Annotated in this window: 25 protein-coding genes; 14 read left to right on the top strand and 11 right to left on the bottom strand. The window is 73.6% G+C overall.

Annotated features, from left to right (window positions below; translation table 11 throughout):
• Positions 1-181 precede the first annotated feature (181 nt).
• Genes ACSLTV_RS09565 through ACSLTV_RS09555 form a run of 3 tightly spaced genes read left to right on the top strand, consistent with a single transcriptional unit; the run spans position 182 to position 1,408 of the window.
• Positions 182-697 carry an NUDIX hydrolase gene (locus ACSLTV_RS09565; protein ID WP_432134584.1) on the top strand — a complete coding sequence of 172 codons (516 nt, stop codon included), beginning with the start codon at positions 182-184 and terminating at the stop codon, positions 695-697.
• Positions 698-707: 10 nt separating this feature from the next.
• Entirely contained in the window at positions 708-1,100 is a 393-nt protein-coding gene (locus ACSLTV_RS09560) for a YidH family protein (protein ID WP_432134585.1), read from the top strand.
• Entirely contained in the window at positions 1,097-1,408 is a 312-nt protein-coding gene (locus ACSLTV_RS09555) for a DUF202 domain-containing protein (protein ID WP_432134586.1), read from the top strand. The genes ACSLTV_RS09560 and ACSLTV_RS09555 overlap by 4 nt, the downstream gene beginning before the upstream one ends.
• Before the next feature lie 130 nt (positions 1,409-1,538).
• Here ACSLTV_RS09555 and ACSLTV_RS09550 read toward each other — a convergent pair whose 3' ends face one another.
• Complete coding sequence (locus ACSLTV_RS09550) at positions 1,539-2,489, bottom strand: NADP-dependent oxidoreductase (RefSeq protein ID WP_432134587.1); 951 nt, start codon at positions 2,487-2,489, stop codon at positions 1,539-1,541.
• Between the two features lie 103 nt (positions 2,490-2,592).
• Here ACSLTV_RS09550 and ACSLTV_RS09545 point away from each other — a divergent pair, with 103 nt between their 5' ends.
• From ACSLTV_RS09545 to ACSLTV_RS09530, 4 genes are all read left to right on the top strand, one after another.
• Positions 2,593-2,889 (top strand): hypothetical protein, encoded by a 297-nt coding sequence (locus ACSLTV_RS09545; protein ID WP_432134588.1) that lies wholly within the window; start codon positions 2,593-2,595, stop codon positions 2,887-2,889.
• Between the two features lie 169 nt (positions 2,890-3,058).
• On the top strand, positions 3,059-4,084 hold the full coding sequence (locus ACSLTV_RS09540) for a phosphotransferase family protein (protein WP_432155673.1): 1,026 nt from the start codon (positions 3,059-3,061) through the stop codon (positions 4,082-4,084).
• Between the two features lie 6 nt (positions 4,085-4,090).
• Positions 4,091-5,305 (top strand): acyl-CoA dehydrogenase family protein, encoded by a 1,215-nt coding sequence (locus ACSLTV_RS09535; protein WP_432134590.1) that lies wholly within the window; start codon positions 4,091-4,093, stop codon positions 5,303-5,305.
• A 297-nt stretch (positions 5,306-5,602) separates the two neighbouring features.
• Positions 5,603-6,106, top strand: a complete 504-nt coding sequence (locus ACSLTV_RS09530; protein ID WP_435611971.1) for a hypothetical protein — start codon at positions 5,603-5,605, stop codon at positions 6,104-6,106.
• 43 nt (positions 6,107-6,149) lie between these two features.
• Here ACSLTV_RS09530 and ACSLTV_RS09525 read toward each other — a convergent pair whose 3' ends face one another.
• From ACSLTV_RS09525 to ACSLTV_RS09515, 3 genes are read right to left on the bottom strand one after another with little or no spacing between them, the layout of a single operon-like run.
• Positions 6,150-6,743, bottom strand: coding sequence for a TetR/AcrR family transcriptional regulator (locus tag ACSLTV_RS09525; RefSeq protein ID WP_432134592.1), 594 nt, complete (start codon positions 6,741-6,743; stop codon positions 6,150-6,152).
• 24 nt (positions 6,744-6,767) lie between these two features.
• The gene (locus ACSLTV_RS09520) at positions 6,768-8,435 is read right to left on the bottom strand and encodes a class I adenylate-forming enzyme family protein (protein ID WP_432134593.1); all 1,668 of its coding nucleotides are present in this window, start codon (positions 8,433-8,435) and stop codon (positions 6,768-6,770) included.
• The gene (locus ACSLTV_RS09515) at positions 8,432-9,196 is read right to left on the bottom strand and encodes an SDR family oxidoreductase (protein ID WP_432134594.1); all 765 of its coding nucleotides are present in this window, start codon (positions 9,194-9,196) and stop codon (positions 8,432-8,434) included. Before ACSLTV_RS09515 ends, ACSLTV_RS09520 begins: the two co-directional genes overlap by 4 nt.
• A gap of 130 nt (positions 9,197-9,326) precedes the next feature.
• Between ACSLTV_RS09515 and ACSLTV_RS09510 the strand changes: the two genes are divergently transcribed.
• Positions 9,327-10,637, top strand: a complete 1,311-nt coding sequence (locus ACSLTV_RS09510) for a serine-threonine protein kinase (RefSeq protein ID WP_432134634.1) — start codon at positions 9,327-9,329, stop codon at positions 10,635-10,637.
• A gap of 18 nt (positions 10,638-10,655) precedes the next feature.
• Here ACSLTV_RS09510 and ACSLTV_RS09505 read toward each other — a convergent pair whose 3' ends face one another.
• Positions 10,656-13,454 (bottom strand): penicillin acylase family protein, encoded by a 2,799-nt coding sequence (locus ACSLTV_RS09505; protein ID WP_435611970.1) that lies wholly within the window; start codon positions 13,452-13,454, stop codon positions 10,656-10,658.
• Positions 13,455-13,677: 223 nt separating this feature from the next.
• On the opposite strand from ACSLTV_RS09505, the gene ACSLTV_RS09500 reads away from it, so the two are divergent.
• Complete coding sequence (locus tag ACSLTV_RS09500) at positions 13,678-14,280, top strand: hypothetical protein (protein ID WP_432155671.1); 603 nt, start codon at positions 13,678-13,680, stop codon at positions 14,278-14,280.
• Between the two features lie 245 nt (positions 14,281-14,525).
• Entirely contained in the window at positions 14,526-15,593 is a 1,068-nt protein-coding gene (locus tag ACSLTV_RS09495) for an RNA ligase (ATP) (protein WP_435611969.1), read from the top strand.
• Positions 15,594-15,616: 23 nt separating this feature from the next.
• Here ACSLTV_RS09495 and soxR read toward each other — a convergent pair whose 3' ends face one another.
• A complete protein-coding gene (gene soxR, locus ACSLTV_RS09490) occupies positions 15,617-16,078 on the bottom strand; it encodes a redox-sensitive transcriptional activator SoxR (protein WP_432134598.1) in 462 nt (153 codons plus the stop codon).
• A gap of 124 nt (positions 16,079-16,202) precedes the next feature.
• Here soxR and ACSLTV_RS09485 point away from each other — a divergent pair, with 124 nt between their 5' ends.
• On the top strand, positions 16,203-16,664 hold the full coding sequence (locus ACSLTV_RS09485) for a MaoC family dehydratase (RefSeq protein WP_435611968.1): 462 nt from the start codon (positions 16,203-16,205) through the stop codon (positions 16,662-16,664).
• 89 nt (positions 16,665-16,753) lie between these two features.
• Here the strand turns inward: ACSLTV_RS09485 and ACSLTV_RS09480 are convergent, their stop codons facing one another.
• From ACSLTV_RS09480 to ACSLTV_RS09470, 3 genes are all read right to left on the bottom strand, one after another.
• Positions 16,754-17,380: a TetR family transcriptional regulator gene (locus ACSLTV_RS09480; protein ID WP_432134600.1), complete on the bottom strand. Its 627-nt coding sequence runs from the start codon at positions 17,378-17,380 to the stop codon at positions 16,754-16,756.
• 106 nt (positions 17,381-17,486) lie between these two features.
• A complete protein-coding gene (locus ACSLTV_RS09475) occupies positions 17,487-17,774 on the bottom strand; it encodes a YiaA/YiaB family inner membrane protein (protein ID WP_432134601.1) in 288 nt (95 codons plus the stop codon).
• Between the two features lie 60 nt (positions 17,775-17,834).
• Positions 17,835-18,986, bottom strand: a complete 1,152-nt coding sequence (locus ACSLTV_RS09470) for an acyl-CoA dehydrogenase family protein (RefSeq protein ID WP_432155669.1) — start codon at positions 18,984-18,986, stop codon at positions 17,835-17,837.
• A gap of 89 nt (positions 18,987-19,075) precedes the next feature.
• Here ACSLTV_RS09470 and ACSLTV_RS09465 point away from each other — a divergent pair, with 89 nt between their 5' ends.
• The 3 genes from ACSLTV_RS09465 (at position 19,076) to ACSLTV_RS09455 (ending at position 21,581) form a co-directional block, all read left to right on the top strand.
• On the top strand, positions 19,076-19,720 hold the full coding sequence (locus tag ACSLTV_RS09465) for a TetR/AcrR family transcriptional regulator (protein ID WP_432134603.1): 645 nt from the start codon (positions 19,076-19,078) through the stop codon (positions 19,718-19,720).
• Between the two features lie 101 nt (positions 19,721-19,821).
• Positions 19,822-20,544 carry an ArsR/SmtB family transcription factor gene (locus ACSLTV_RS09460; RefSeq protein WP_435611967.1) on the top strand — a complete coding sequence of 241 codons (723 nt, stop codon included), beginning with the start codon at positions 19,822-19,824 and terminating at the stop codon, positions 20,542-20,544.
• A 65-nt stretch (positions 20,545-20,609) separates the two neighbouring features.
• Positions 20,610-21,581 (top strand): DMT family transporter, encoded by a 972-nt coding sequence (locus tag ACSLTV_RS09455; protein WP_435612007.1) that lies wholly within the window; start codon positions 20,610-20,612, stop codon positions 21,579-21,581.
• A gap of 184 nt (positions 21,582-21,765) precedes the next feature.
• Here the strand turns inward: ACSLTV_RS09455 and ACSLTV_RS09450 are convergent, their stop codons facing one another.
• Positions 21,766-22,848: a zinc-binding dehydrogenase gene (locus ACSLTV_RS09450; RefSeq protein WP_435611966.1), complete on the bottom strand. Its 1,083-nt coding sequence runs from the start codon at positions 22,846-22,848 to the stop codon at positions 21,766-21,768.
• A 15-nt stretch (positions 22,849-22,863) separates the two neighbouring features.
• The gene (locus ACSLTV_RS09445) at positions 22,864-24,252 is read right to left on the bottom strand and encodes an aldehyde dehydrogenase family protein (protein WP_435611965.1); all 1,389 of its coding nucleotides are present in this window, start codon (positions 24,250-24,252) and stop codon (positions 22,864-22,866) included.
• Between the last annotated feature and the right edge of the window lie 144 nt (positions 24,253-24,396).

The following is a 24,396-nucleotide window of genomic DNA, read 5'->3' as shown; positions in this document are numbered from 1 at the left end:
GCCGGCGCTGCGATGGGCGGGCGGACGGGGCGACGGTCACGAGGGCCGGCGCAGTGACGGGCGGGCGGCGCGCGAACGGGCGGGGTGGCGGTGCCGCATACGGGCAGGGCGGCGGGCACGGCGGCGGACGGGCCGGCCCATGACGCCGAGGCGTCCCCCGCGGGCTGGTTGGATGGGCGGTATGAGCGCCGCTGAGGAGATCCTGGACATCGTCGACGAGCAGGACCGGGTCGTGGACCGGGTGCCGCGCGGGCGGGCGTACGCCGAAGGCCTGCGTCACCGCTGTGTGTTCATCGAGGCGCGGGACGCCGAGGGGCGGATCTTCGTCCACCGCCGCACGCCGACGAAGCTGGTGTTCCCCTCGCTGTACGACATGTTCGTCGGCGGGGTCGTCGGCGCCGGCGAGTCCTACGACGACGCGGCGCTGCGCGAGGCCGAGGAGGAACTCGGCGTCACCGGTCTGCCGCGGCCGGCCTTCCTGTTCAAGTTCCTCTACGACGACGGGGCCGGCCGGAGCTGGTGGTCGGCCGTCTACGAGGTGCGCTGCGAGCTGCCGGTCCGGCCGCAGGCGGAGGAGGTCGCCTGGCACGACTTCCTGCCGGAGGCGGAGGTCGAGCGGCTGTTGCCGCGGTGGGAGTGGGTGCCGGACGGGCTGGCCGCCCACGACCGGCTCAGGGAGTTCCGGTCCGCCCGGTAGTGTCCTGGGCGTGATCGAGTTCGTACGGAACGTCCGGCTGTGGTTCGCTCCGGATCGGGTGCGGCAGGAGGGCAGCACTCCCGACTACCGGTTCTCGCTGGCGAACGAGCGCACCTTCCTGGCGTGGCTGCGCACCGCGATGGCCCTGGTCGGCGGGGGGTTCGCGGTGGACCAGTTCCTGCCCGACCTGCGCTGGGGCTGGCGGGTCGGACTGGCGCTCGCGCTGCTCGGGGCCGGAGTGCTGTGCGCGTTGCGCGCGGTGAACCACTGGATGCGCTGCGAGCGGGCGATGCGCCGGGGCGAGGACCTGCCCGTGTCGAGGTTCCCGGCCCTGCTGGGCACGGTGGTGGCGGTGGTGGCCGTCGCCATGGTGATCGTGGTGCTCGTCGGGTGGGAGGGGTGAGCGGCGCGCGCGATCCGGGGCTGCAACCGGAGCGGACGCGCCTGGCGTGGCGGCGTACGACGCTGGCCGGCACCGTCGTCACGGTGCTGGCGGTGCGGACGGCGCTGCACGGGGGGCTGTCGCCGGCCGCTCTCGCCGTGTGCGCGGTGTGCTGCGCGCTGTGGCTGGGGTTCCTGGTGGTCGCGCAGCGCCGCATCCGGGTGCTGGACACCGCGGCGCGGCCCGCCGCGCTGTCGGCCGGACAGGCCCGCGCCGCCGTCCTGTGCACGGTGGCGATGGCCCTCTGCGCCACCGCGCTGCTCTTCTAGGGCTGCCGGTGCGCGCCTTCCGGGTTCTCTGTGCGGGCCCTCCAGGTTCTCTGTGCGCGTCTTCCGGGTTCCGGTGCGCGTGTTCCAGGGTGCCGGTGCGCGTGTTCCACGGTTTCCGGTGGGCGGGTCCTCAGCCGGTGGGCTGCTCCGTCTCCGCGGGGACGGTGACGACGATCTTGCCCCGGGTGCGGCCCTCCTGGTTGAGCCGGTGGGCGTCGGCCGCGCGCTCCAGCGGGAAGGTCTGCGCGACGTGCACGGAGACGACGCCCGCTTCGGCTAGTTCCACCAGCCGGGCGAGGTCGTCGGCGTCGGGGCGCACCCAGCAGTAGCTGCCGCCGTAGCCGACGACGTCGCCGTCCGCGATGGAGGCGAGGCGGCCCTCCGAGGTGAGGAGCTGCGCCGAGACGCGCAGGGCCTCGCCGCCGACGGTGTCGAAGGCCGCGTCGACCCCTTCGGGGGCGAGCCCGCGCACCCGGTCGGCGAGTCCGTCGCCGTAGGTCACCGGCTCACCGCCCAGGGACCGGACGAAGTCGTGGTTGGGCTCGCTCGCCGTGCCGATGACCCGGCAGCCGAAGTGCCGGGCGAGCTGGACGGCGAGGGAGCCGACGCCGCCGGCCGCCGCGTGCACCAGGACGGTCTCGCCCCGCTTGACCCGCAGGGCCCCGGTGAGCACCTGGTAGGCGGTGAGGCCGACCAGCGGCAGTCCGGCGGCCTCCTCGAAGGAGAGGTTGCGCGGCTTGCGCGCCAGGGTGCGCACCGGCGCGGCGACGTACTCGGCGAAGGTGCCCCGGCAGAGGAAGTCCTCCCGGACGTAGCCGACGACCTCGTCGCCGGCCTCGAACTCCGTGACGGAGACGCCGGGCCGCACCACGACCCCGGAGACGTCCCAGCCGGGGACGACGGGGAAGACCGCCTCCAGCATGCCGTCCAGGTAGCCCTCGCGGGCCTTCCAGTCGACGGGATTGACCGCCGCGGCCCGGACCTTCACCAGGACGCCGTCGGGGCCGACCTTGGGGTCCCGCACCTCGCCGTACTCCAGTACCTCGGGGCCGCCGTACCGGCTGTAGCTGATCGCCTTCATGCCCTCGACCCTCCGGGGTACTCAGGCATCACGCAAGACGGAACGCGGGGATGTGCTCCGTTCGACCCAGCGCCCCCGCGGGCTTCACGGAAGGTGAACGCCCATGACCACGACGCACCTGGAACACTCCGCGCACACGCACACCCACGGCCCCGGCTGCGGGCACCCGGCCGTGCCGCACGGCGACCACGTCGACTACGCGCACGACGGCCACCTGCACCGGGAGCACGCCGGTCACTGGGACGAGTGCGAGCCGGGCGGGCACACCGCCCACGCGGAGCACGCGCACCGGCACGGCGAGGACTGCGGACACCCGCACGTGCCGCACGGCGACCACGTGGACTACCTGCACGACGGCCACCGGCACGCCGCGCACGAAGGCCACTGGGACGACCACTAGACCGCCCGGCGAACCCGGCCGACGGCTCCCCGTTCCCCCGCGGGGAGCCGTCGGCCTATCGTGGCCCACGTCACGTTGCTCCTGGAGGCTGGACTACATACCGACCGGTCGGCATCATGAGTCGGGTCATTCACGCGCCCGTACCACGCGCCCGTAGGAGGAGCGACGCATGAGCCCCGCCGACCACCCGCCCGGACTCGACCCCGACCGGCTGCGCGCCCTGCTCGACCGCGAGCGGCCCGGCCTGGTCCGCGGTCCCCTCACCGGCCGGCTGATCGAGGGCGGGCGGTCCAACCTCACCTACGCGGTCACCGACGGCACCTCCCGCTGGGTGGTGCGGCGGCCCCCGCTCGGCCACGTGCTGGCCACCGCGCACGACATGCGGCGCGAGCACCGGGTGATCAGCGCCCTGCACCGCACCGACGTACCGGTCCCGGCCCCGGTCCTGCTGTGCGAGGACGAGGAGGTGCTGGGCGCGCCCTTCTACGTCATGGAGTTCGTCGAGGGCACCCCGTACCGCACCGCCGGCCAGCTGGCCCCGCTCGGCCCCGAGCGCACCCGCAGCGCCGTGCTGTCCCTCGTCGACACCCTCGTGGAGCTGCACGCGGTGGACCCGGAGGCGGTCGGTCTCGGCGACTTCGGCCGGCCCGAGGGGTTCCTGGACCGCCAGCTGCGCCGCTGGGGCAAGCAGCTCGACGCCTCCCGCAGCCGCGACCTGGCCGGCATCGACGAACTCCACGCGGCCCTGGGCCGGGACCTGCCGGGCTCCCCCGCGCCCACGGTGGTCCACGGCGACTACCGGCTGGACAACGTGCTCATCGGCGCCGACGACCGCATCACGGCGATCCTCGACTGGGAGATGTCCACGCTCGGCGACCCGCTGACCGACCTCGGGCTGCTGGTGATGTACAGCATGCCGCTGGAGCTGCCGGACTCCCCCATCTCCACGACCGCCTCGGCCGCCGGGCATCCGGCGCCGGCCGAGCTGATCGAACGGTACGCCGCACGCTCGGGGCGCGACGTGTCCGCCGTCTCCTGGTACACGGCGTTCGCCTGGTTCAAGCTCGCCGTGATCCTGGAGGGCATCCACTACCGGTACACGCTGGGACAGACGGTCGGCCGCGGCTTCGACCGCATCGGCGAACTCGTCCCGGTCTTCATCGAGCACGGACTGACCACTCTTCAGGAAGGCTGACCGGCCATGGATTTCGCGTTCGACGCCCGCACCGAGGAACTGCGGGGCAAGCTGCTCGCCTTCATGGACGAGTACGTTCACCCGGCGGAGGCGGTGGCGCGGGAGCAGCGCGCGGCGCTGGCCTCGCCGTGGGACACGCCGGCCGTGGTGGAGGAGCTGAAGGCCGAGGCGCGCCGCCAGGGCCTGTGGAACCTCTTCCTGCCCGACGAGGAGTACGGCGCCGGGCTGACCAACCTCCAGTACGCGCCGCTGGCCGAGATCACCGGCCGCTCCCCGCAGCTGGCGCCGACGGCGCTGAACTGCTCGGCGCCGGACACCGGCAACATGGAGGTACTGGCGCAGTTCGGCGACGAGGCGCAGAAAAAGCAGTGGCTCCAGCCGCTGCTCGCCGGTGAGATCCGCTCGGCGTTCGCGATGACCGAGCCGGAGGTGGCCTCCTCGGACGCCACCAACATCACCACGCTCATCGAGCGGGACGGCGACGAGTACGTCATCACCGGACGCAAGTGGTACATCTCCGGTGCCATGGACCCGAACTGCGCGGTCTTCATCGTGATGGGCAAGACGGACCCCGACGGCCCCGACATCCGCCGCCAGCAGTCCATGGTCCTGGTCCCCCGCGACACGCCCGGCGTGACCGTGGAGCGCGCCATGCAGGTGTTCGGCTACGAGGACCACTACCACGGCGGTCACGCCGAGGTCGTCTTCGACCACGCGCGCGTGCCGGTCACCCACCTCGTCGGCGAGGAGGGCGGCGGGTTCGCCATCGCCCAGGCGCGGCTGGGCCCCGGCCGGATCCACCACTGCATGCGGCTGATCGGCATGGCGGAGCGGGCGATCGAGGAGATGTGCCGGCGGGCCGTCTCGCGCGTCGCGTTCGGCAAGGCGCTGGCCCAGCAGGGCGTGGTCCACAACTGGATCGCGGACGCCCGGGTCACCGTGGAGCAGCTGCGGCTGCTGGTGCTGAAGACCGCCTGGATGATGGACACCGTCGGCAACCGGGGCGCGCACACGGAGATCCAGGCCATCAAGATCGCCACACCGCGCGCGGTCGTCGACATCATCGACCGGGCGATCCAGTTGCACGGTGCGGGCGGTCTCAGCCAGGACTTCCCGCTGGCCGAGCTGTACGCGGCGGCCCGCACCCTGATGATCGCCGACGGCCCCGACGAGGTGCACCAGCGCTCGCTGGCCCGGCGGGAGCTGAAGAAGTACCGGTGAGGCCCGGGGCGGCACCGGGCGGTCGGCCGCCCGGTGCCGCCCGGTGTTGCCCCAAGCGTCCGCCCGGGCCGGCGCGGTGGTGCCGTAAACCCGTGCGGCAGGGGCGCGGGCGGGCTACCGCGCTGGTTGCAGGCGCATCTCCACCCCGGGTCAACCGCACGGTTGACGTCCACGACCGCCCCCGGGCCCTAGGTTCCAAGGCGTGGCCCGGTCCACGGGCCGCACCGGAATCCGGCCGCGGTGTGCCGGCAGGACCCGACGGGGGAACTCGCGCCGCGGCCCAGGGGAGGAATCGTCATGCAGGCAGCCACGCAGACCCACCGCACGACCCGCACACCGGTGATCCGCACGCCGCGGGCCCGGACCCGGCTGGCGGCGCTGGCCCTGGTCACGGCGGCCGTCGGCACGGCGGGGGCCGTCGCCGCGCCGGGCGCCTCCGCGGCGGACGCCCCGTCCGCCACGTCGTCGGCCGCCTCGGTGAGCGCCGCGGCAGCCGCCGCTTCGGGGCGCGCCGACCGCACCCTGTGGACCAGCAACGGCGCGGGCAGCATCGCCGTCCACTGGGACTGGAAGCGCAGCGCGGACGGCCGGACGTACTACGGCAGCTTCTGGGGGACGTTCTACGACCACAAGAAGGACGGCAAGTACGTGCTGCTGCAGGCCAAGTGGAAGGGGCGGGGCTGGACCACCATCCGCTCGGCCGCGTACGGCGGCACCTTCAAGGGCGACTACAGCAAGCTCTCCGGCCTGAACTTCCGGGCGTGCCTCCAGGGCGGCCACTGCGGCGCCGCGGCCTGGTGACCGGGGCCGCCGCCTCCTGAGGACGCCGGGTGCGCTGAGGGCGCTACGGGCGCAGCGCCCTCAGCAGCAGGTCGGCGAGGTGGTCGGCGACCTGCTGCGGGCTGAGCGGGCCGTCGGGGCGGTACCAGGTGGACAGGTGGTGGACCGAGCCGAAGTGGTAGTCCACGACGAGGTCGGCGGGCGTGGCCGTGGAGAACACGCCGGCCTGCTGGCCCTCCTCGATCAGCGCGCGGAAGCGTTCGTGGTAGCGCCGCCGCTCCGCGCGCACCTGCTTGTTCTTCTCCGGGCTGAGGTGGTGCATGGACCGGAAGAAGATCGACGCGTCGTCGAGGTTGTCGATGGTGGTCACCACGACGTCCGCCGCCGCGTCACGCAGCCGCTTCTCCACCGGCTCGTCCGCGCCGGCGAACGCGTCCAGGCGCTCCTGCTGGACGCGCAGCACGCGCGCGTACACCTCGTGCAGCAGGTCGTCCTTGGAGCCGAAGTAGTGGTACAGCGCCCCCTTGGTGACGCCGGCCGCCTCGACGATCTCCTGCACCGAGGTGCGGTCGTAGCCCTGCTCGGCGAAGAGCCGGGTGGCGGCGGCCAGCAGCCGCTGCGGTACGGGCGTCCCGCCGCCGTCCGTCGTCCTTGGCACTGCCGCCACCTGCCTTCCGAGATCTCACTGGCTGTCGTGCGCGCGGGAACGCAGTTCCCGTCGGAGGATCTTGCCACTCGCCGTCTTGGGCAAGTCGGGCAGGATCTCCACCTGCCGCGGATATTTGTAGGCGGCCAGTCTCTCCTTGCAGTGGGCGGCGAGCGCGTCGGGGTCCGCCTCGGCGCCCGGACGCAGGCTGACGTAGGCCTTGACCGTCTCCCCGCGGTACCCGTCGGGCACGCCGACCACGGCCGCCTCGCGGACCGCCGGGTGCGTGTGGAGGACGTCCTCCACCTCGCGGGGCCACACCTTGAAGCCGGAGGCGTTGATCATGTCCTTCTTGCGGTCGACGACGTAGAGCCAGCCCTGCTCGTCCATGAAGCCGATGTCACCGGTGCGCAGCTCGCCGCCGGGGAACGTCTCGGCGGTGGCGTCGGGCCGCCGCCAGTACCCGGGGACGACCTGCGGCCCGCGCACGACGATCTCGCCCTGCTCACCGAACGGGACCTCCTCGCCGCGGTCGTCGACGATCCGTACGACCGTGTCGGCACCCGGCACACCCACGGCGAGGGTGCCGGAGGCGGGGTCGACGGGCGCCTCCAGCTGGGGCGGCACGGACGCGCAGGGGGCCGTGCACTCGGTGAGGCCGTAGCCGTTGCGGAGGTAGGGCCCGAAGCCCGCCCGGAACTTCTCCACCAGGGCGGGCGGCAGCGGGGCGCCGCCCGAGGAGATGTTCACGAAGGAGGCGAAGTGGTCCGGGGTGGCGGCGGGGTGAGCGGCAAGGGCCATGAAGGCGGTGGACGGGCCGACGGTGTAGTGCGGCCGGTGCTCGGCGAACGCGTCGAGGACGACGCCGGGCTCGAAGCGGTAGGTCAGGACCAGGGTGCCCGCGCCGTTCAGGCAGGCACCGAACTGGCAGACCATGCCGGTGATGTGGAACAGGGGCGCGAGGGCGTGGTAGACGGGCGCCTCGGGCAGCGGCAGTCCGGTGCACTGCCGCTCGGCGTTGACCATGATGTTGCCGTGCGTGTTGGTGGCTCCCTTGGGGGTGCCGCTGGTGCCGGAGGTGTAGCTGATCAGCGCGATGTCGCCGGGGGCAGGCTCGCGCCCCGGCGGCGGCTCGTGCCCGGCCCGGGCGACGGCGGTGAGGTCGTCGGCGTCGTCGGCCGCGGGCAGCCGCTCGAAGGTGAGCACCCGGGCGTCGCCCCGGGTCTGGAAGTCCAGCTCGCAGCCGGTGAGCACGATCCGCACGGGCGAGTCGGCGGCCGTCTCGCGCAGGTACCCGGCCCAGGCCCGGTCGGAGCAGATCAGCGCGGCCACGTCGCCGTCGCGCAGGACGTGGGCGACCTCACCGGACTTGTACATCGGGTTCACGGGCACGACGATCGCGCCCGCCTTCCAGGCGCCGAGCACCGCCAGCACGAACAGCGGGGAGTTCTGCAGCAGGACGGCCACCCGGTCGCCGCGCCGCAGCCCACGCGCGGCCAGGTACCCGGCCACGGAGTCACTGAGTTCGTCGACCTCGCGGTAGCCGAGCCGGCCGTCGAAGTAGGCGAGGAAGGTGCGCTCGGGGCTCTCGGCGACGGCCCGGCGCAGCGCGTGCACCAGGGAGTCGGCGGGGTCGACGGGGGCGCGCTGGGCGTCGTCGAGCAGCGCCAGCCAGGGCCGGTCCGCGTAGCGGAGCGTGGTCACCGCTCGGCCTCCCACTTCTGCTGGATGTGGTTCATGCCGGTCAGCCAGCGGTCGGGTTCGGCGGCCCGGGCGCGGTAGTACCCGGCGACCTCCGGGTGCGGCAGGATCAGGAAGCGGTCCTCTTCGATGCCCTCGAACAGCGCGTCGGCCACGGCCTGCGGAGCGATCGCGGTCGGCTTGAGCACCAGGTCGCCGGCGGTACCGGTGGCGTCCAGCATGTCGGTGCGCACGCCCTGCGGGCAGATGGCGTGCACCTTGACCCCGCGGTGCCGGTAGGTGAGGGACAGCCACTCGGCGAAGGCGTACGCGCCGTGCTTGGTGACGCTGTACGGGGCGGCGCCGATCATCGTCAGCAGGCCGGCGGCGGACACGGTGGACACGAACCGGCCGCCGCCGCGCTCCAGCCAGTCCGGCAGCAGCGCCTGGGCGGCCCGGACGTGCGCCATGACGTTGACGTCCCAGGCGAGCGCCCACACCGCGGGGTCGGCGGCCTCGGTGCCGCCGGAGGCGACGCCCGCGTTGGCGCAGTAGACGTCGACGCGGCCGCCGAGGGCGTCGCGGGCGGCGTCGACCACGGCGGAGGCGTCGCCGGGCAGGGCGATGCCTCCGATCTCGCCGGCGACGGCCTCGGCGCGCCCGGCATCCAGGTCGTTGACGACCACCCGGGCCCCTTCGGCGGCGAAACGGCGGGCCAGCGCGGCCCCTATCCCCCCTCCCGCCCCGGTGACGACGACATGGGCACCCCGCACGGCTTCCACCATCGGTCTCCTTCGACACGACGCGACACGGCTCCGTCCAGCGGACAGACTAACCAGTCGGTATGTAATGAGGGAAGAGTTCGCCCTACGGGAGCTCTGGCCATCTCCGACCGCCCGCAGGACCATGCGCGACATGGTGGACCCGCCGATGAGTGTGACCCCGTACTGGGAGCTGACGTTCGACGCGGACGGCGACGTGGACCGGCGGCAGCGGGACCGGCTGTCGGCCGAGGCGGTGCGGCGCCGGGTCGAGGACGTGATCGTCTTCTGCCACGGCTGGAACAACGACCGCTCCCTCGCCACCCGGCTCTACGACCGTTTCTTCGCCCTGGTGCCGCCGCTGGCCCCGGCGGCGCGGATCGGCTACGTGGGGGTGATCTGGCCGTCGATGCGCTTCCCCGACGAGCCGGTCCCCGACTTCCCGAGGTCGTCGGCGGAGAAGGACACGGCCCGGGCCCTGATCGCGGCCTTCCCGGACCGGGCCGCCGTGGTGGAGCAGCTGCTGCGCACACTGGAGCAGCGACCGCCGGACGTGGACCTGAGCGGGTTCGGGCGGCTGGTCCGGCTGCTGGTGGACGCCGTACCGCCGGACCCGCGGGCGCCGTACGCCGCGGACACCGTTCCCGGCGAGGAGCCCGGGATGTTCTCGGACCCGGTGGCGGCCTGCTCCTGGTTCGCGCGGGCGTCGGCCGAGGGGTTCTCCGTCCCCAACCCGTGGGACGGCGCGAAGGAGTTGCTGCGGCAGGCGGCGTACCACGCGATGAAGCGCCGCGCCGGCACGGTCGGGGAGCGCGGGCTCGGCCCGGTGATCGGACGGTTGGCGCGCGCGGCGCCAGGGGTGCGGGTGCACCTCGTCGGGCACAGCTTCGGCGCCCGGCTGGTGTCGTTCGCGCTACGCGGACCGGCCACGGACGTCCGGGCGGTGAAGTCGGTGACCCTGCTGCAAGGAGCCTTCTCGCACTACGCGTTCGCCCCGCGGCTGCCGCACGACAACCGCGGGGCGGGGGTGCTGCGGGATGTGCAGCGGCGGGTGGACGGCCCGGTGGTGTGCTGCCACTCCCGGCACGACACGGCGCTGGGGACCTTCTACCCGCTGGCCTCGCGGATGGCGGGCGACGACCGGAGCGCGACCGCCGGACCCGGGATCGAGGGGCCCGGCATCGGCGGACCCGCGATCGCCGGACCCGGCTTCGACGGACCCGGCATCGGCGGGGTGCTCGGTGCCCGGTGGGGTGCGCTCGGGTACGGGGGTGTCCGGGCGGTGCCGGGCACCCCCGGCCTGACGCTCGCCGAGGCGCTGCGCGGTCCGCTGCCCGCGGCGGGGTGCGTGAACGTGGATGCCGCGTCGGTGGTGCGGCGCGGCGGGCCGCCGTCCGGGGCGCACAGCGACATCGTGCACCCCGAACTGGCGCGGCTGGTGCTGGCGGCGGGCCGGATCGGCTGAGGCCCGCCGCGGGGGCGGTCACCGGTGCGAGGTGAACTCCACCACCTGCTGGTAGGTGGGCCGGTTCTGCCAGCTGATGCCGTGGTGCTTGATGCCGCCCAGGGTGCGCTGGACGATCGAGTCGGCGCACCACTGGTCGCCGGCCGCGCACTGGGCGTCGCCCGGGTAGACCTGGGCGGCGGTCCGGCCGGCGGCCTCCTTCAGGGTGGTGATCAGGGTGTCCCGGCAGGCGGTGAGGGAGCCGTTGCCGCAGTAGGTCCGCGCCAGCGGCCCCTGGACCCGCTCGCCGAGCACGGCCCGGATGTCCTTGTCGACATAGCTCCACCAGCCGTACTGGAAGGAGCTGCCCGCGTGCGAGCCGGTGGGTCCGTGGCCGGCCGACGGGGACTCGTCGATCGGCAGGTTGCGGGTGAAGGCGGTGTACAGGTCGCTGCCGAGGCCGGGTTCGAACTCGGCCTTCACCAGGAGCGGCCACCAGGCGTCCAGAAGCCGGATCGCGTCGGCGTGGGCGTACTTCTTCGAGCCGGCCGAGGTCTCGGTGCGCAGTGCGCCCGCGGTGAGCCAGGTCCTCAGCGCGCTCACGGCGTTCGCCGCTGCGGGGTCGGTGACCGGGGCGCTGTCGATCACCTTGAGCAGATCCGGCAGGACGTCCTCGGCGCGCAGGTCGGCCAGGGCCGCCTCCGCCATCGCCTTGGTCAGGGAGGCGCGGGTCACTCCGCCGGCCCGCACCAGCCGCTGCACCCGGTCCTCCAGCAGATTCCCGCGGTGCACCGAGCCGTTGCCCCAGGGCGCGGCGGTGTAGTCCTCGGCCTGCTTGTTGTTCCAGGAGATGTAGTACGCCTGGTCGACGGAGTGGGGGTGCTGCGAAGGCGGGGTGTACGCGGCCGTGTTGGTGGCCGGGTCCCAGTCGCGCCATTCGTGGGCGGGCGTGGCCCACACCGGGAACTCGGCGTCGACGCCGCTCGCGCGCACCGGGTTGTCGCCGCTGTTGTAGTACGCGGTGTGCTCAGCGTCGGCGTAGAACCAGTTGAAGGTGTAGTTGATGTGCTGCGTCGCGCGCTGGAAGCTCTCCGGGCCGGTGACGTAGTCGGGGTCGTTCAGCATCTGGAAGCCGATGATCGAGTCGGCCTCGTGCAGGTAGGAGGAGCGCAGGGTGGTGTAGGCGACCTTCTTGCCACCGACGGTGGCGCGGTGGGTGACGGGGCCGTAGGCGGTGCGCCAGGCCCGCATGGTGTAGGAGCCGGCCGCCGTGCCGTCGGCCACGGTGGGCTTCCAGGCGTTCTTCCGTTCGACGAGCTCCATGGCGGTGCAGGTGCCGCGGTACAGGTAGTGGTGGTCGTCCTGGCAGAGCTCGACGGCGTACGTGTCGATGATGTCCTGGCCGGAGGTGGTGGCGCTCCACGCGTAGTCCTGGCCGCGGCCGAGCTCGACGTACATGCTCAGACCGGCGAAGGAGGCGCCGCGGGCGCTGATGCCGGGGCCCTGGAGCTCCTGCAGGAGGAGCAGCTGCGGGGCGAAGTAGCCGGTCTGCGGCCCGAAGACGGCGACGGGGTGGCCGCTCGCGGTGTGTGCGCCGGAGACGACCAGGGCGTTGGACATGCCGCGCCGGGCGGAACCGAGGACGCTCGCGGTGGCCTTGGCGGAGGCGGTGGCCGCGCCGGCGGCCGCCGCGCCGCCGGTGCGGTCGTACACCAGCGGCTCCTCGACCACGGACCCGGCGTCGGGGAGCGCGATGCCCTGCGGGTTCTCGGGCCGGGTGGCGTAGGGGAAGCTGCCGTCGTGGACGGTGAGGACCGCCTCGGGGTCGTTGCGCTCGCGGAAGGACTCCCAGAGCCGGGTGCCCTCCACGACGCCGTACCGCTGCTGCGCGGCGAGCAGGGAGAGGGCGTTGTTCACCTCTCCGCCGCCTCCGGAGCCGAAGAGCGCGCCGATGACCGAGCCGAGCGCCACCATGTCGGTGATCTTGAAGTGTTCGATGGTGCCGGCGTTGGTGATCGAGTCCTTGTGCCCGGTGAGGACGTACTCGCCGGGGAAGTAGCGGCCCTTGTCGGAGGCGTCGATGTAGGCGTTGATGCCGTCGAGGTAGGCGCGCGCGTCGGCGAGGGCGAGCTGCCCGCGGGCGCCGTTGCGGGCGACCGCGTTGTCGATCTGGGCCTGCAGTTCGGCCTCGGTGTAGGGGGCGTTGCGCCAGAACTGCTGTTCAAGGCCCTGGTTGGCGGGGTCGCCGCCGGCGAAGGAGGTGAGCTGTCCGCGGCCCACGTGCCGGAAGACGTCCATCAGCCAGAGCCGGTCCTGCGCGGCGGCGTACCCGGCGCCGAACTCGGTGCCGTAGCGGGTGGTTCCGGTGATGTGCGGCACACCGGTCTTCTTGTCGCGCACGATCGTGACGTCGGTGCGGCCGGCCGGCTTCACGGTGGAGGCGACCTGGTCGGCGGGGACGCCGAACGAGGCGTCGTTGAAGAAGGTGTCGAGGGTGGCGTCGGTGAGCGCCGGATAGCCCTTGGCCAGGCCGGCGTAGGGGCCGAGCTGGTCCTCGGCGTGCTCGGGCTGGGTACCGAAGACCTGGTTGAGCAGGATCTGGGCGAGGGTGGCGTTGCCGTTCTGACCGGGCGGCAGGATGTCGGAGCAACGGCCGCCGCAGTGGTCGGCGACCGCCGCGGGGCCGGTGGCCGCGGGCTCGGCGGCCGACGCCGAGGGGGCGAGCGGCGACAGCAGCCCGGCGACGAGGACGCATAGCGAGGCGGTCTTCAGGAACCCGGGGAATCCGCCGGGAGTTCTCAGTCTGTCGAGCGCGGTGCGGGGAGTTCGCCGAGGCATGGGCAGCTCCTAGCGAGGTGGGGGTGGCCGGAAGGTTACCGCCGGTATCCCCGGGATTGAAGATGAGCATGCGTCACTTTTTTCAAGTCGGCGTCGGCACAGGGAGATCGGATGGAGCCGAATCGGCTGTCGATACGTCTATTCGGCGACGCCGCGCGACGACCTGTGCGGTGACGCCGAAGTGACCGAAGTGCAGGTGCAGATGTGACGGAGGTGCAAGGCGATGGCCGGTTTCCGGAGTCTGGCGAGACAGGTGCGCGACCCTCGGTGCGATCTCGCACTGCGGCGGTACTCCCTGCGCAAGTGCCTTGAGCGGTTCGCCCCCTACGGGCACCGGGCGACCTGGGACCACCTGTGCTCCCGGGCCGGTTTCGGCCCCGAGGACCGCTCCCCCGACCCAGCGCGGCTCGTGGCCGCGTTGGACGAACTGGAGGAGGCCCGCGCGGTGTGGCTGGCCTATGAGGCGGAGTTCGCCGAGCGGCGCAGGAAGGAGAAGCACGACGGGCTGCGCAGGCCGGGCAGTATCGACGACTGGCACCGGCTGACCTGGGGCGGTTTCGGCGTGGCGTGGTGCGACGACCCGCGGCTGCACCCTCGCGAGCCGCTGGCCGAGGTGCTGCGCCGGCTGATCGCCGCGCTGGAGCGCGCGCCGGGCGCGGCCTGCCCGGTGTGCGGCGGCGCGCGGCTGCGGTGGACCTACGGGCTGGACCACGAGCCGTCGTCGGGGCCGGTCTGCACGGACTGCGGGATCCTGGTCCCGCGACCCGTCCTCACCCCCGAGGCGCTGGAGTCCGCCCGGCGCGCGCGGCTGCTGGTGTCGGCCTGACGGGCCGGCGGTCCGGTGGCCCGGGCAAGGCCACGGCCCGGCCGCGCGTCCGACGGGGTGCGCCGGGGGTGCGCCGGGGATGTCGCGCCCCCGCACACCCGACGGCCGGCGCCCGCAGCGGGACCGGCCGCCGACCCTAACAGCCGGAAATCCGCTCGCTCCACCCTTTTGCCGTCCGCAGAGTGGGAGGCGATGAGACCCGTCGAACGGCCTTGAGCCGTCACCGAGTTGAGCTGGAGAACCGCATGTCGACGCTGCGCGTCACCGCCGAGGTGCTGACCGTGCACGAGCATCCGAACGCCGATGCCCTGGAACTGGCCCAGGTGGGCCTGTACCGGGCGGTCGTGGCGAAGGGTGCCTACCGCACCGGCGATGTGGCCGTGTACATCCCCGAGCAGTCCGTGCTCCCGGCGGACCTGATCGAGGAGCTGGGGCTGACCGGACGACTGGCGGGCGGCAACGCGGACCGGGTGAAGGCGGTGCGCCTGCGGGGCGAGCTGTCGCAGGGCATCGTCTGCCGGCCCGAGGCGCTGGCGGACGTCGATCTGACGCGCGCGGCGGCGCAGGGCACGGACTTCGCGGAGAGGCTGGGCATCACCAAGTGGGTGCCGCCGATCCCGCCGACCATGAACGGCGACGTGGAGTCCGCGCCGGATCTGCTGCCCTGGGTCGACATCGAGAACATCCAGCGGTACCCGGACATCTTCGCGCCCGGCGAGCCGGTGGTGCTCACGGAGAAGCTGCACGGCTCGGCCTGCCTGCTGACCTATGTGACCGACGAGGACCGCGTGTACGTCTCCTCCAAGGGCTTCGGGTCCAAGTCCCTGGCGCTGCGGGAGGATCCGCGCAACCTGTACTGGCGGGCCGTACGCGGCCACCGGGTCGCCGAGGCCGCGGCCCGGCTGGCCCGCCGGCTGGGCGCCCGGCGGGTCGGCGTCTTCGGGGAGGTCTACGGGGCGGGTGTCCAGGACCTGACGTACGGGGCGGACGGGCGGCGGGACACGCTCGGGTACGCGGTGTTCGACGTGTCCGCGGAGATCGGCGGACAGGTGCGGTGGCTCGATCCGGCGCAGGTGCTGGAGGGCGAGCTGCCGCTGGTGCCACGGCTTTTCGAGGGGCCCTACGACAGTGAGCTGACCCTGGCGTACGCGAGCGGGCGGGAGACCGTGTCCGGGCGGGAGCTGCATCTGCGGGAGGGCGTGGTGATCCGGCCCGCGGTGGAGCGCCGCAGCGCGGTGACCGGGGGCCGGGCCATCGCCAAGGCGGTGAGCCCCGCCTATCTGACACGGAAGGGCGGCACGGAGTTCGAGTGACCGGCGGCCGGGGGGGACGGGGGCTACCCGCGCCCCTCCGGCATCAGCCGGGAGCCCACCCGGCGGGCGCCGGACTCGTCGTCCGGGTTGGACAGCACACAGCTGCTCAGCGACAGACATCCGCAGCCGATGCAGTCGGTGAGGTGGTCCCGGAGCCGGTTGAGCCGGTTGATCCGGTCGTCCAGTTCGGACCGCCAGCGCTCGGACAGGCGGGCCCAGTCCTCGCGCGTCGGGGTGCGCTCCTCGGGGAGTTCGGCCAGGGCCTCGCGGATCGTGGCGAGCGGGATGCCGACGCGCTGGGCGGCCCGGACGAAGGCGACCCGGCGCAGGGTGTCGCGGGTGTAGCGCCGTTGGTTGCCCGGGGTGCGGCGGCTGCTGATCAGTCCCTTGGACTCGTAGAAGTGCAGGGCGGAGACGGCGGCCCCGCTGCGCGCGGACAGCTGGCCGACCGTGAGCTCGTGGATCTTCTCGGGTATCTGGGGCACCCCTCGAAGCCTACCCATCCGGTCCCGGAGCCGCCGTTGACACCGCCCCTCCGCACCACCATGCTAAGCAGTCGCTTAGAGTTGTGGGCGGAGCAGTCCGCGTGACGCGAGAGGCCGGGACAACATGGCAGAGCCGAGGATCTTCACCTCCGTCGACGACCTGCGGTCGGCGGTGGGCGAGCAGCTGGGGTACACCGACTGGGTGGAGGTCGACCAGAAGCGCATCGACCTGTTCGCGGAGGCCACCGGCGACCACCAGTGGATCCACGTGGACCCGGAGAAGGCCGCCGCCGGACCGTTCGGGACCACGATCGCGCACGGCTATCTGACCCTGTCGCTGCTGCCGCTCTTCGGCCCCCAGCTGATCTCGGTGGAGGGCGTCAAGATGGGCGTCAACTACGGCACCAACAAGGTGCGGTTCCCCGCCCCGGTGCCGGTCGGCTCCCGGCTGCGCGCCACGGCGACCGTCACCGGTGTCGAGGACGTGACGGGCGGTGTCCAGGTCACGGTGGCCTTCACCGTCGAGCGGGAGGGCGGCGACAAGCCGGTCTGCGTGGCGGAGTCGGTGTCGCGGTACTACCTGTAGGTCCGCACCGCCCGCGGGTGGCACGGACCACGCGTCCGGTACCCGCGGGCCCGGGCCGGCCGGCGCTCGCGGGCCGGCCCGGCCGACGGCTACTTCCCGGCACCGACCATACGCAGGACGAGGTCGGCGTAGAGCGCGCCGACCTCCTCCGGGGTGCGCGGGCCGTCCACGTTGAACCAGCGGGCCACGTCGATGCAGAGCGACAGCACGGCGAGCGTGGTGCCCCGCACGTCCGGCACGTCGAACTCGCCGCTCGCGACGCCGTCCTCGATGATCCCCCGGATCTCCGCGTTCACCTGGCGGCGCAGACCGACGATCTCGGCGCGGGCGTCGGGTCCGAGGGAGTCCAGCTCGTACTGCACGACCCGCGCGGTGGTGCGGCCACCGGCGTGCCAGCGGACGAAGGAGCTGACCGCGTCGGCGAGCCGCTCGGTCGGGCTGCCCTCGCGCCGGGCGGCGGTCCGCAGGATCTCCAGCGCCTTCTCGTGGCCGATCCGGCTGATGCGGTGAAGGAGCTCTTCCTTGGTCTTGTAGTGGATGTAGAGGGCGGCCGGGCTCATCCCGGCACGGCCGGCGATGTCCCGGGTCGTGGTGGCGTGGTACCCGCGCTCGGCGAAGGCCTCCACGGCGGCGACCAGCAGCCGCCGGGCCGCGTCCGGCGTGACCTCGCCCCAGCCCTGCGACTCGCCGCCGCCGGTCTCCTCCGCCGCACTCATCGCTTCCTCGCCCCGTTCCTCGTCGCCGACACAGGGGCACCACCATACCGCCGAAGGTGAGCGGGCGCTTAGCGAGCTGCCGCCCGGGCGTCGTCCGGGTGCCGCCTCACAGTTTCTCGAACGGGTCGTGCTCGGCCAGCAGCTTCTCCAGCCGCGCCTGGTCGACCCGGCTGACGATCTGCCCGGCCTCCTGCCGGTCCCGCACCACCTTCGCCAGGGTGAACGCGGAGGTCACCAGGTACAGGACGGCGATCGCCAGGAAGGCGCGCACCCAGGCGTCGGCGCTCAGCCGGTAGATGCCGATGGCGGTGGCCGCCATGGCGACCGAGAAGGAGGCCACCGCCTGACCGTAGAACGCGACCGTGCTCTGCTGCTTGACCGGTGTGTCACTCATGCGCCCCAGCATCGGCGGGCGTGGCCGACGCCACATCCGCCGGGATACTCAGGAGGGTACTCAGAACGCCGAGACCCCGGTCAGCGCCCGCCCGATGACCAGCTTCTGGATCTGGCTGGTGCCCTCGTAGAGGGTCATCACGCGGGCGTCGCGCAGCAGTTTGCCCGCCGGGTACTCGTCGATGTAGCCGTAGCCGCCGAACACCTGGAGCGCGTTGTTGGCGGCACGCACGGCCGCCTCCGAGGCGAACAGCTTGGCCTTGGAGGACTCCACCGCGAAGGGCTGCCCGCGGTCGATCAGGTCGGCGACGCGCCAGGTCAGCAGGCGGGCCGCGTCCACGTCGACGGCGATGTCGCTGAGCAGCTCCTGGACGAGCTGGTGGCGGGCGATCGCCTTGCCGAACTGCTCCCGTTCGCCCGCGTAGCGCACGGCGGCGTCCAGGGCGGCCTGCGCTATGCCCACGCAGCCCGCGGCCACCGACATCCGGCCCTTGGCCAGCGCCGACATGGCGACGGCGAAGCCCCGGCCCTCCTCGCCGAGGACCGCCGAGGCCGGCACGCGGACGTCCTGGAGCACCAGCTCGGCCGTCGCCTGGCCACGCAGGCCGAGCTTGCCGTGCACGGTGCGGCGGGTCAGGCCGGGGGTGTCGGCGGGGACGAGGAACGCGGTGACGCCCTGGTGGCCGGGGGCGTCGGTGGAGCGGGCGAACAGCAGCACGACGTCGGCCCAGGTGCCGTTGGTGATGAACATCTTGCTGCCGTTGACGACGTACTCGTCGCCGTCGCGCACCGCCCGGGTGGCCAGGTTCCCGGCGTCGGAGCCGGTGCCGGGCTCGGTGAGGCCGAAGCAGCCGACCAGGTCGCCCGCGGTGAGCCCCGGCAGCCAGCGCCGCTTCTGCGCCTCGCTCCCCCAGGCGGCGATCGTCTTGGCGACCAGCCCGAGGGAGACCGACACGATCCCGCGCACCGACGAGTCCCCCCGGCCCAGCTCCTCGGTGACCAGGCAGTACGCGAGGTGGTCGCCGCCGGAGCCGCCGTACTCCTCGTCGATCGTCAGCCCGAGGAAGCCGACCCCGCCGAGCTTCTTCACGATCGAGCGGTCGACCTCCTCGGCCCGGTCCCAGTCGACCACGTGGGGAGTGATCTCACCCTCGACGAAGTCCCGGGCGAGCTGCCGCACGGCGGTCTGCTCCTCGCTGAGCTCCAGGTTCACCAGGGATCACCCCACAGATCGCGGCCCTTGAAAGCCGTACCTTTAAATTAGCACTGCTAGTTTCCAGTCGCAGCCCTACTATGTGCGCCATGGCCCGACCGCGCAAGCCCCTCCTGAGCACCGACCTGATCGTCGGGGCGGCACGTGAACTCGTGGACGCGGAGGGCCTGGCGGCGGTCTCCACCCGCCGGCTCGCCGCCGAGCTGGGGGTGAGCGGGCCGTCCCTGTACAACCACTTCCGCACCAAGGACGAGATCCTGGAGGCGGTCGCCGACTCGGTCAGCGCCCAGGTCGACCTGTCGATGTTCGACCACGCCGGCCGGGACTGGCGGACCGCGCTGCACGACTGGGCCGTCTCCTACCGGGCCGCGCTGCGCGACCACCCGAACATCGTGCCGGTCCTCGCCCGCGGCCCCGGCCGCCGGCCCGCCGCGCTGCGGCTCGCCGACGCGGTCTACGGCGCGATGGTCCGGGCCGGCTGGCCGCCCGCGCAGGCCACCTCGATCGGCGCGCTGATGCGGTACTTCGTCATGGGCTCCGCGCTGGGCTCCTTCGCCGGGGGCTTCGTCGACGACGCCGGCGCCTACGACCCGGCCGACTACCCGCACCTCGGGCAGGCCCACCTCCTCGCCGAACAGCAGGAGAAGATCGACGAGCGTGCCTTCGAGGCCGGGCTGACCGCCCTGCTGGACGGCCTGGCGCAGCAGTACGAACAGCTCGCCCGGTCCGGATGACCGGCCGGCGACGGCGCGGACGCTCACGTCGGGGAGAGCCGGCGGCACCCGCACCGGCAGGACCGGGGACCGTTCGGCGAACACCGAAGCGTCCCTGACGGATGCTGGACGCCATGACCACCAGGGACCCCCGGGCCGGCCGGCTGGCCGCCCTCGCCGGGCTCGTCGCCGACGAGACCCGGGCCGTGTGCCTGCTCGCGCTGCTCGACGGGCGGGCCTGGACCGCCGGTGAGCTGGCCCGCCACGCGGGCGTCGCCGCCTCCACGCTCAGCGAGCACCTGGGCCGGCTGGTCGCCGGCGGGCTGCTCACCGAGGAGCGGCAGGGACGCCACCGGTACGTCCGGCTGGCCGACGCCCGCGCGGCCCATCTCGTGGAGGACCTGGCGGCCCTCGTGGCCCCCGATCCCGCCCTGCGGCCCCGCACCCTGCGGGCGGCGAGCACCGACGCGGCGCTGGTCCGCGGCCGCACCTGCTACGACCACCTCGCCGGACGCCTCGGCATCACGCTCACCGACGCCCTGACCGCGCGCGAACTGCTCAGCCAGGACACCGGGTTCGCGCTGACGGACGCCGGGGTGCGGTGGTTCGGCGCGGCCGGCATCCCGATCCACCGTTCGACCCGCCGGCCGCTCGCCCGGGCCTGCCTGGACTGGACCGAACGCCGGCCCCATCTGGCAGGCGTCGCGGGCGCCGCCCTGTGCCGGCACGCGCTGGACTCCGGCTGGTGCGAACGGGTCGGCTCCGGGCGGGCCGTGCGGGTCACGGCGAGCGGCGAGCGCGCCCTGTCCGCCCTGCTGGGCATCGAGCCGTCGGCGCTGCGCTGACCCGCACGTCGACGTCCGGTTCCCGCGAGCCCTCGAGCCGTCTCCCTCCCATCCTCTGGAGCATGATGAGCACTGCGCCTGGTACGGACCGCAACACGGACCGACGCACGGACCGCCGCGGGGGCCTGGCCGCGGCCGGTGCGGCCGGCGTCACCGTCGTCCTGTGGGCTTCCGCCTTCGTCTCGATCCGCAGCGCCGGCGAGGTGTACTCGCCGGGCGCGCTGGCCCTCGGCCGTCTGCTCGCCGGGGTCCTGGTGCTCGGCGTCCTCTGCCTCGTCCGGCGGGAGGGGTGGCCGCCGAGGTCGGCATGGCGCGGCATCGGGCTGTCCGGGCTGCTGTGGTTCGGGGGCTACATGGTCGTGCTGAACTGGGGCGAGCGGCAGGTGGACGCCGGGACGGCGGCCCTGGTGGTGAACGTGGGCCCGCTGCTGGTGGCCCTGCTCGCCGCACGGCTGCTCGGGGACGCGATGCCGCCCCGGCTGATGGCGGGCATGGCGGTGTCGTTCGCGGGCGCGGTGACCGTCGGGCTGTCCATGTCGGGCGGAAGCGGCTCGTCCGGCCTAGGGGTCGCACTGTGCCTGCTCGCCGCCGTCTGCTACGCGGCCGGGGTGGTCGCGCAGAAGCCCGCCCTCGGTACGGCGAGCGTGCTGCAGGTGACGACGTTCGGGTGCCTGGTCGGAACGGTCGCCTGCCTGCCGTTCGCGGGACAACTGGTGCGGGAGGCGGCCGACGCGCCGCTGTCCGCGACGCTCAACATGGTGTACCTCGGGGTGTTCCCGACCGCGCTGGCCTTCACGACCTGGGCGTACGCGCTGGCCCGGACGACGGCCGGCCGGATGGGGGCGACCACGTACGCGGTGCCCGCGCTGGTCGTGCTGATGTCGTGGCTGGCGCTCGGCGAGGTGCCGGCACCGCCGGCGCTGCTGGGCGGGGCGCTCTGCCTCGCCGGAGTCGCGGTCTCGCGCTCCCGGCCCAGTCCGGCCGCCCCCGTCACCCCCACCCCGTCGGACGACACGCGGCCGGAGCGGGTGGGGTGAGACGGCGGCGGCGCCGGGGGAACGCCCCCGGCCGACGGGCGCCGGCGTACGGCGGCCCGGGTCACGTGCCGGGCGACGCGTGGCAGCGCCCGGGCAGGCACGTGGGGCCGTAAGTACGGGAGGATGCCGGGGGTGCGGGTACGCCCCGGGGGGCGAGGGGTGCCGGGCAGAGGGTGTCCGGGGGTCAGAACACGACCAGCGCTCGGCCGCCCTTGCCGGCCAGCATGTTCCCGAAGGCCGCCGGTATGCCGTCGAGACCGATCCGCTCGGTGACCAGGGCGCCCAGGTCGAGCCGGCCCGCGCGGACGTGCTCGGCCAGTACCGGCAGGTCGGCGGCCGGGTCGGCGTTGCCGTAGACACAGCCGGACAGGGTACGGCCCCAGTGGAAGATCTCCAGCGCGTTGAAGGTGACCTGCTGGTCCTTGCCGCCGATGCCGACGACCGTCGTGCGGCCGCCCCGGCGGGTGGACTCCCAGGCCGTGCGGATGGTGACCGCGCGGCCCACGCACTCCACGGCGACGTCGACGCCCTGCTTCCCGGTGAGGCCGCGTATCTCGCGGGCGGTGTTCGCGGAGGCGACGAGGTAGTCGGTGGCGCCCGCGCGCCGGGCCAGCTCCTCCTTCGCCGGGGAGACGTCGACCGCGACGATCCGTGAGGCGCCCGCGATCCGGGCCGCCTGGAGGGCGGCGAGGCCCACACCGCCGACCCCGAAGACGGCGACCGTCTCGTCCGCGCGGACCCGGGCGGAGTGGTGGACCGCGCCGTACCCGGTGAGGACAGCGCAGCCGAGCAGGGCGGCGTCGGTGAGCGGGATGCCCGGCGGGAGGGGCAGCAGGCACGACACCGGTACGACGGTCTCCTCGGCGAACGCGGCCACGTTCAGGCCGGGATGGAGGTCGGTCCCGTTGACCGTACGGGCGTACACCGCGGCGGAGCCGCTCAGGGCGTCGGCGCACAGCCAGATCTCGCCGAGCCCGCAGGCGTGGCAACGGCCGCAGGCGGGAGCCCAGTTGAGCACGACCTCGGCGCCGGGCGCGACCTCGGTGACCCCGTCGCCCACGGCCACGACCGTGCCCGCGCCCTCGTGACCGAGGACCGCCGGGAGGGGCACCCGCATGGTGCCGTCGGCCAGGGACAGGTCGGAGTGGCAGACTCCCGCGGCGGCGAGGCGGACGCGCACCTGGCCGGGGCCCGGGTCGGGCAGGTCGACGGCGGTGATCTCCAGGGGCGCCCCGATGGCGGGCACGACGGCGGCACGTACGGCCATGAGTGAGGAACTCCTCTAGAACTGGAGGGACTTGGTCTGCAGGTACTCGGTCAGCCCGTGGGCGCCGAGTTCCCGGCCGACGCCCGACTGCTTGTATCCGCCGAAGGGCGCGAGGGGGTTGAAGCGGCCCCCGTTGATGTCGACCTGTCCGGTGTCCATGCGGCGGGCGAAGGCGACCGCCTCGGCCTCGTCGCCCGCCCAGACGGCGCCCGCGAGGCCGTAGACGGTGCCGTTGGCGATGCGCAGGGCGTCCTCCTCGTCGTCGTAGCGCAGGACGGACAGGACCGGGCCGAAGATCTCCTCCTGGGCGACCGTCATCTCGGGGGTCACGTCGGCGAGGATGGTGGGGCTGACGAAGTAGCCCCGCTCACGCGGGGGTTCGGTGGAGCCGGCCACCAGGCGGGCGCCCTCAGCGACGCCCTTCTCGATGTAGCCGAGCACGCGGGCCTGCTGCTTCGCGTTGACGAGGGGGCCGATGCGGTCGCCGTACTTGGCGGCGGCGGTGCGCGCCAGCTCGACGGCCTCGTCGTACCGGTCGCGGTGGACCAGCATGCGGGTCCAGGCGCTGCAGGTCTGGCCGGAGTTGGACATCACGTTGGCCACGCCGACGTTGACGGCGCGCGCGAGATCGGCGCTCGGGAGGATGACGTTGGCTGACTTGCCGCCGAGTTCGAGGGCCACCTTCTTGACGGCCGCGCCCGCGGTCGCGCCGATCACACGGCCCACGGCGGTGGAGCCGGTGAAGGAGACCAGGTCGACGCCCGGGTGCTCGGCGAGTGCCTGGCCGGCGACCGGCCCGCGGCCGGTGACGAGGTTGAGCACACCGGCCGGGAGCCCGGCCTCGTGCGCCGCCTCGGCGAAGAGCTGGGCGACCAGCGGGGTGTCCTCGGCGGGCTTGACGACGATCGTGCAGCCGGCGGCGAGAGCCGGGGCGGCCTTGGCGACGATCTGGTGGAGCGGGTAGTTCCACGGGGTGATGGCGGCGACCACGCCGATCGGCTCGTGGAGGACGGTGGAGTTGCCGACCGTCTCCTCAAAGCCGTGGCTCGCCGCGAGTTCGGCGTAGGAGCCGGCGACCGCGATCGGCACGGCCGCGTGGACCGCACGGGAGAAGCCGATCGGGGAACCGAGTTCGGCGGTGACGGTCTCGGCGATCTCCTCCTGGCGGGCCGCCAGGGCGTCCCGCAGCGCCGTCAGCCGGGCGGCCCGCTCGGCGGGCGCGGTCGCCGCCCAGCCCGGCAGGGCGGTCCGGGCCGCGCGTACGGCCGCGTCCACGTCGTCCGGCCCGGCCGCCGGGACCCGGGCGACGACCTGCTCGTCCACCGGGTCGACGACGTCGATCAGGTCCCGGCTCAGGGCCGGGCGCCATGCGCCGTCGAGATAGATGCCGTCGTGTGCCTTCATCGCGTGCCTGCGTCCCTTCGCACGACCTCGTCCGTCCGCCACCCAAACTAGCGCTGTTAGTTTTCTGGCACCAGAGGTGATCCGCCACAGCCGCGGGGGCGTGGCGGCGCGGGGAGGGCGGGCCGTGCGGGGGGCCTGGGGACG

This window comes from Streptomyces sp. bgisy159 (genome assembly GCF_965341775.1).
In the GTDB taxonomy this organism is placed as follows: Bacteria; Actinomycetota; Actinomycetes; order Streptomycetales; family Streptomycetaceae; genus Streptomyces.
Note: the sequence above shows the minus strand (reverse complement) of the source record. Positions and strands in the feature narration are given on the sequence as shown.

Coding starts and splice junctions, on each gene's coding strand:
- ACSLTV_RS09540 (WP_432155673.1), top strand. CDS start 3,059: ATGAGCCCCGCCGACCACCCGCCCGGACTCGACCCCGACCGGCTGCGC.
- ACSLTV_RS09480 (WP_432134600.1), bottom strand. CDS start 17,380: ATGAGTGCGGCGGAGGAGACCGGCGGCGGCGAGTCGCAGGGCTGGGGC.
- ACSLTV_RS09450 (WP_435611966.1), bottom strand. CDS start 22,848: ATGGCCGTACGTGCCGCCGTCGTGCCCGCCATCGGGGCGCCCCTGGAG.
- ACSLTV_RS09510 (WP_432134634.1), top strand. CDS start 9,327: ATGGTGGACCCGCCGATGAGTGTGACCCCGTACTGGGAGCTGACGTTC.
- ACSLTV_RS09505 (WP_435611970.1), bottom strand. CDS start 13,454: ATGCCTCGGCGAACTCCCCGCACCGCGCTCGACAGACTGAGAACTCCC.
- ACSLTV_RS09485 (WP_435611968.1), top strand. CDS start 16,203: ATGGCAGAGCCGAGGATCTTCACCTCCGTCGACGACCTGCGGTCGGCG.
- ACSLTV_RS09565 (WP_432134584.1), top strand. CDS start 182: ATGAGCGCCGCTGAGGAGATCCTGGACATCGTCGACGAGCAGGACCGG.
- ACSLTV_RS09475 (WP_432134601.1), bottom strand. CDS start 17,774: ATGAGTGACACACCGGTCAAGCAGCAGAGCACGGTCGCGTTCTACGGT.
- ACSLTV_RS09445 (WP_435611965.1), bottom strand. CDS start 24,252: ATGAAGGCACACGACGGCATCTATCTCGACGGCGCATGGCGCCCGGCC.
- ACSLTV_RS09500 (WP_432155671.1), top strand. CDS start 13,678: ATGGCCGGTTTCCGGAGTCTGGCGAGACAGGTGCGCGACCCTCGGTGC.
- ACSLTV_RS09495 (WP_435611969.1), top strand. CDS start 14,526: ATGTCGACGCTGCGCGTCACCGCCGAGGTGCTGACCGTGCACGAGCAT.
- ACSLTV_RS09530 (WP_435611971.1), top strand. CDS start 5,603: ATGCAGGCAGCCACGCAGACCCACCGCACGACCCGCACACCGGTGATC.
- ACSLTV_RS09515 (WP_432134594.1), bottom strand. CDS start 9,196: ATGGTGGAAGCCGTGCGGGGTGCCCATGTCGTCGTCACCGGGGCGGGA.
- ACSLTV_RS09465 (WP_432134603.1), top strand. CDS start 19,076: ATGGCCCGACCGCGCAAGCCCCTCCTGAGCACCGACCTGATCGTCGGG.
- ACSLTV_RS09550 (WP_432134587.1), bottom strand. CDS start 2,489: ATGAAGGCGATCAGCTACAGCCGGTACGGCGGCCCCGAGGTACTGGAG.
- ACSLTV_RS09460 (WP_435611967.1), top strand. CDS start 19,822: ATGCTGGACGCCATGACCACCAGGGACCCCCGGGCCGGCCGGCTGGCC.
- ACSLTV_RS09455 (WP_435612007.1), top strand. CDS start 20,610: ATGAGCACTGCGCCTGGTACGGACCGCAACACGGACCGACGCACGGAC.
- ACSLTV_RS09535 (WP_432134590.1), top strand. CDS start 4,091: ATGGATTTCGCGTTCGACGCCCGCACCGAGGAACTGCGGGGCAAGCTG.
- ACSLTV_RS09545 (WP_432134588.1), top strand. CDS start 2,593: ATGACCACGACGCACCTGGAACACTCCGCGCACACGCACACCCACGGC.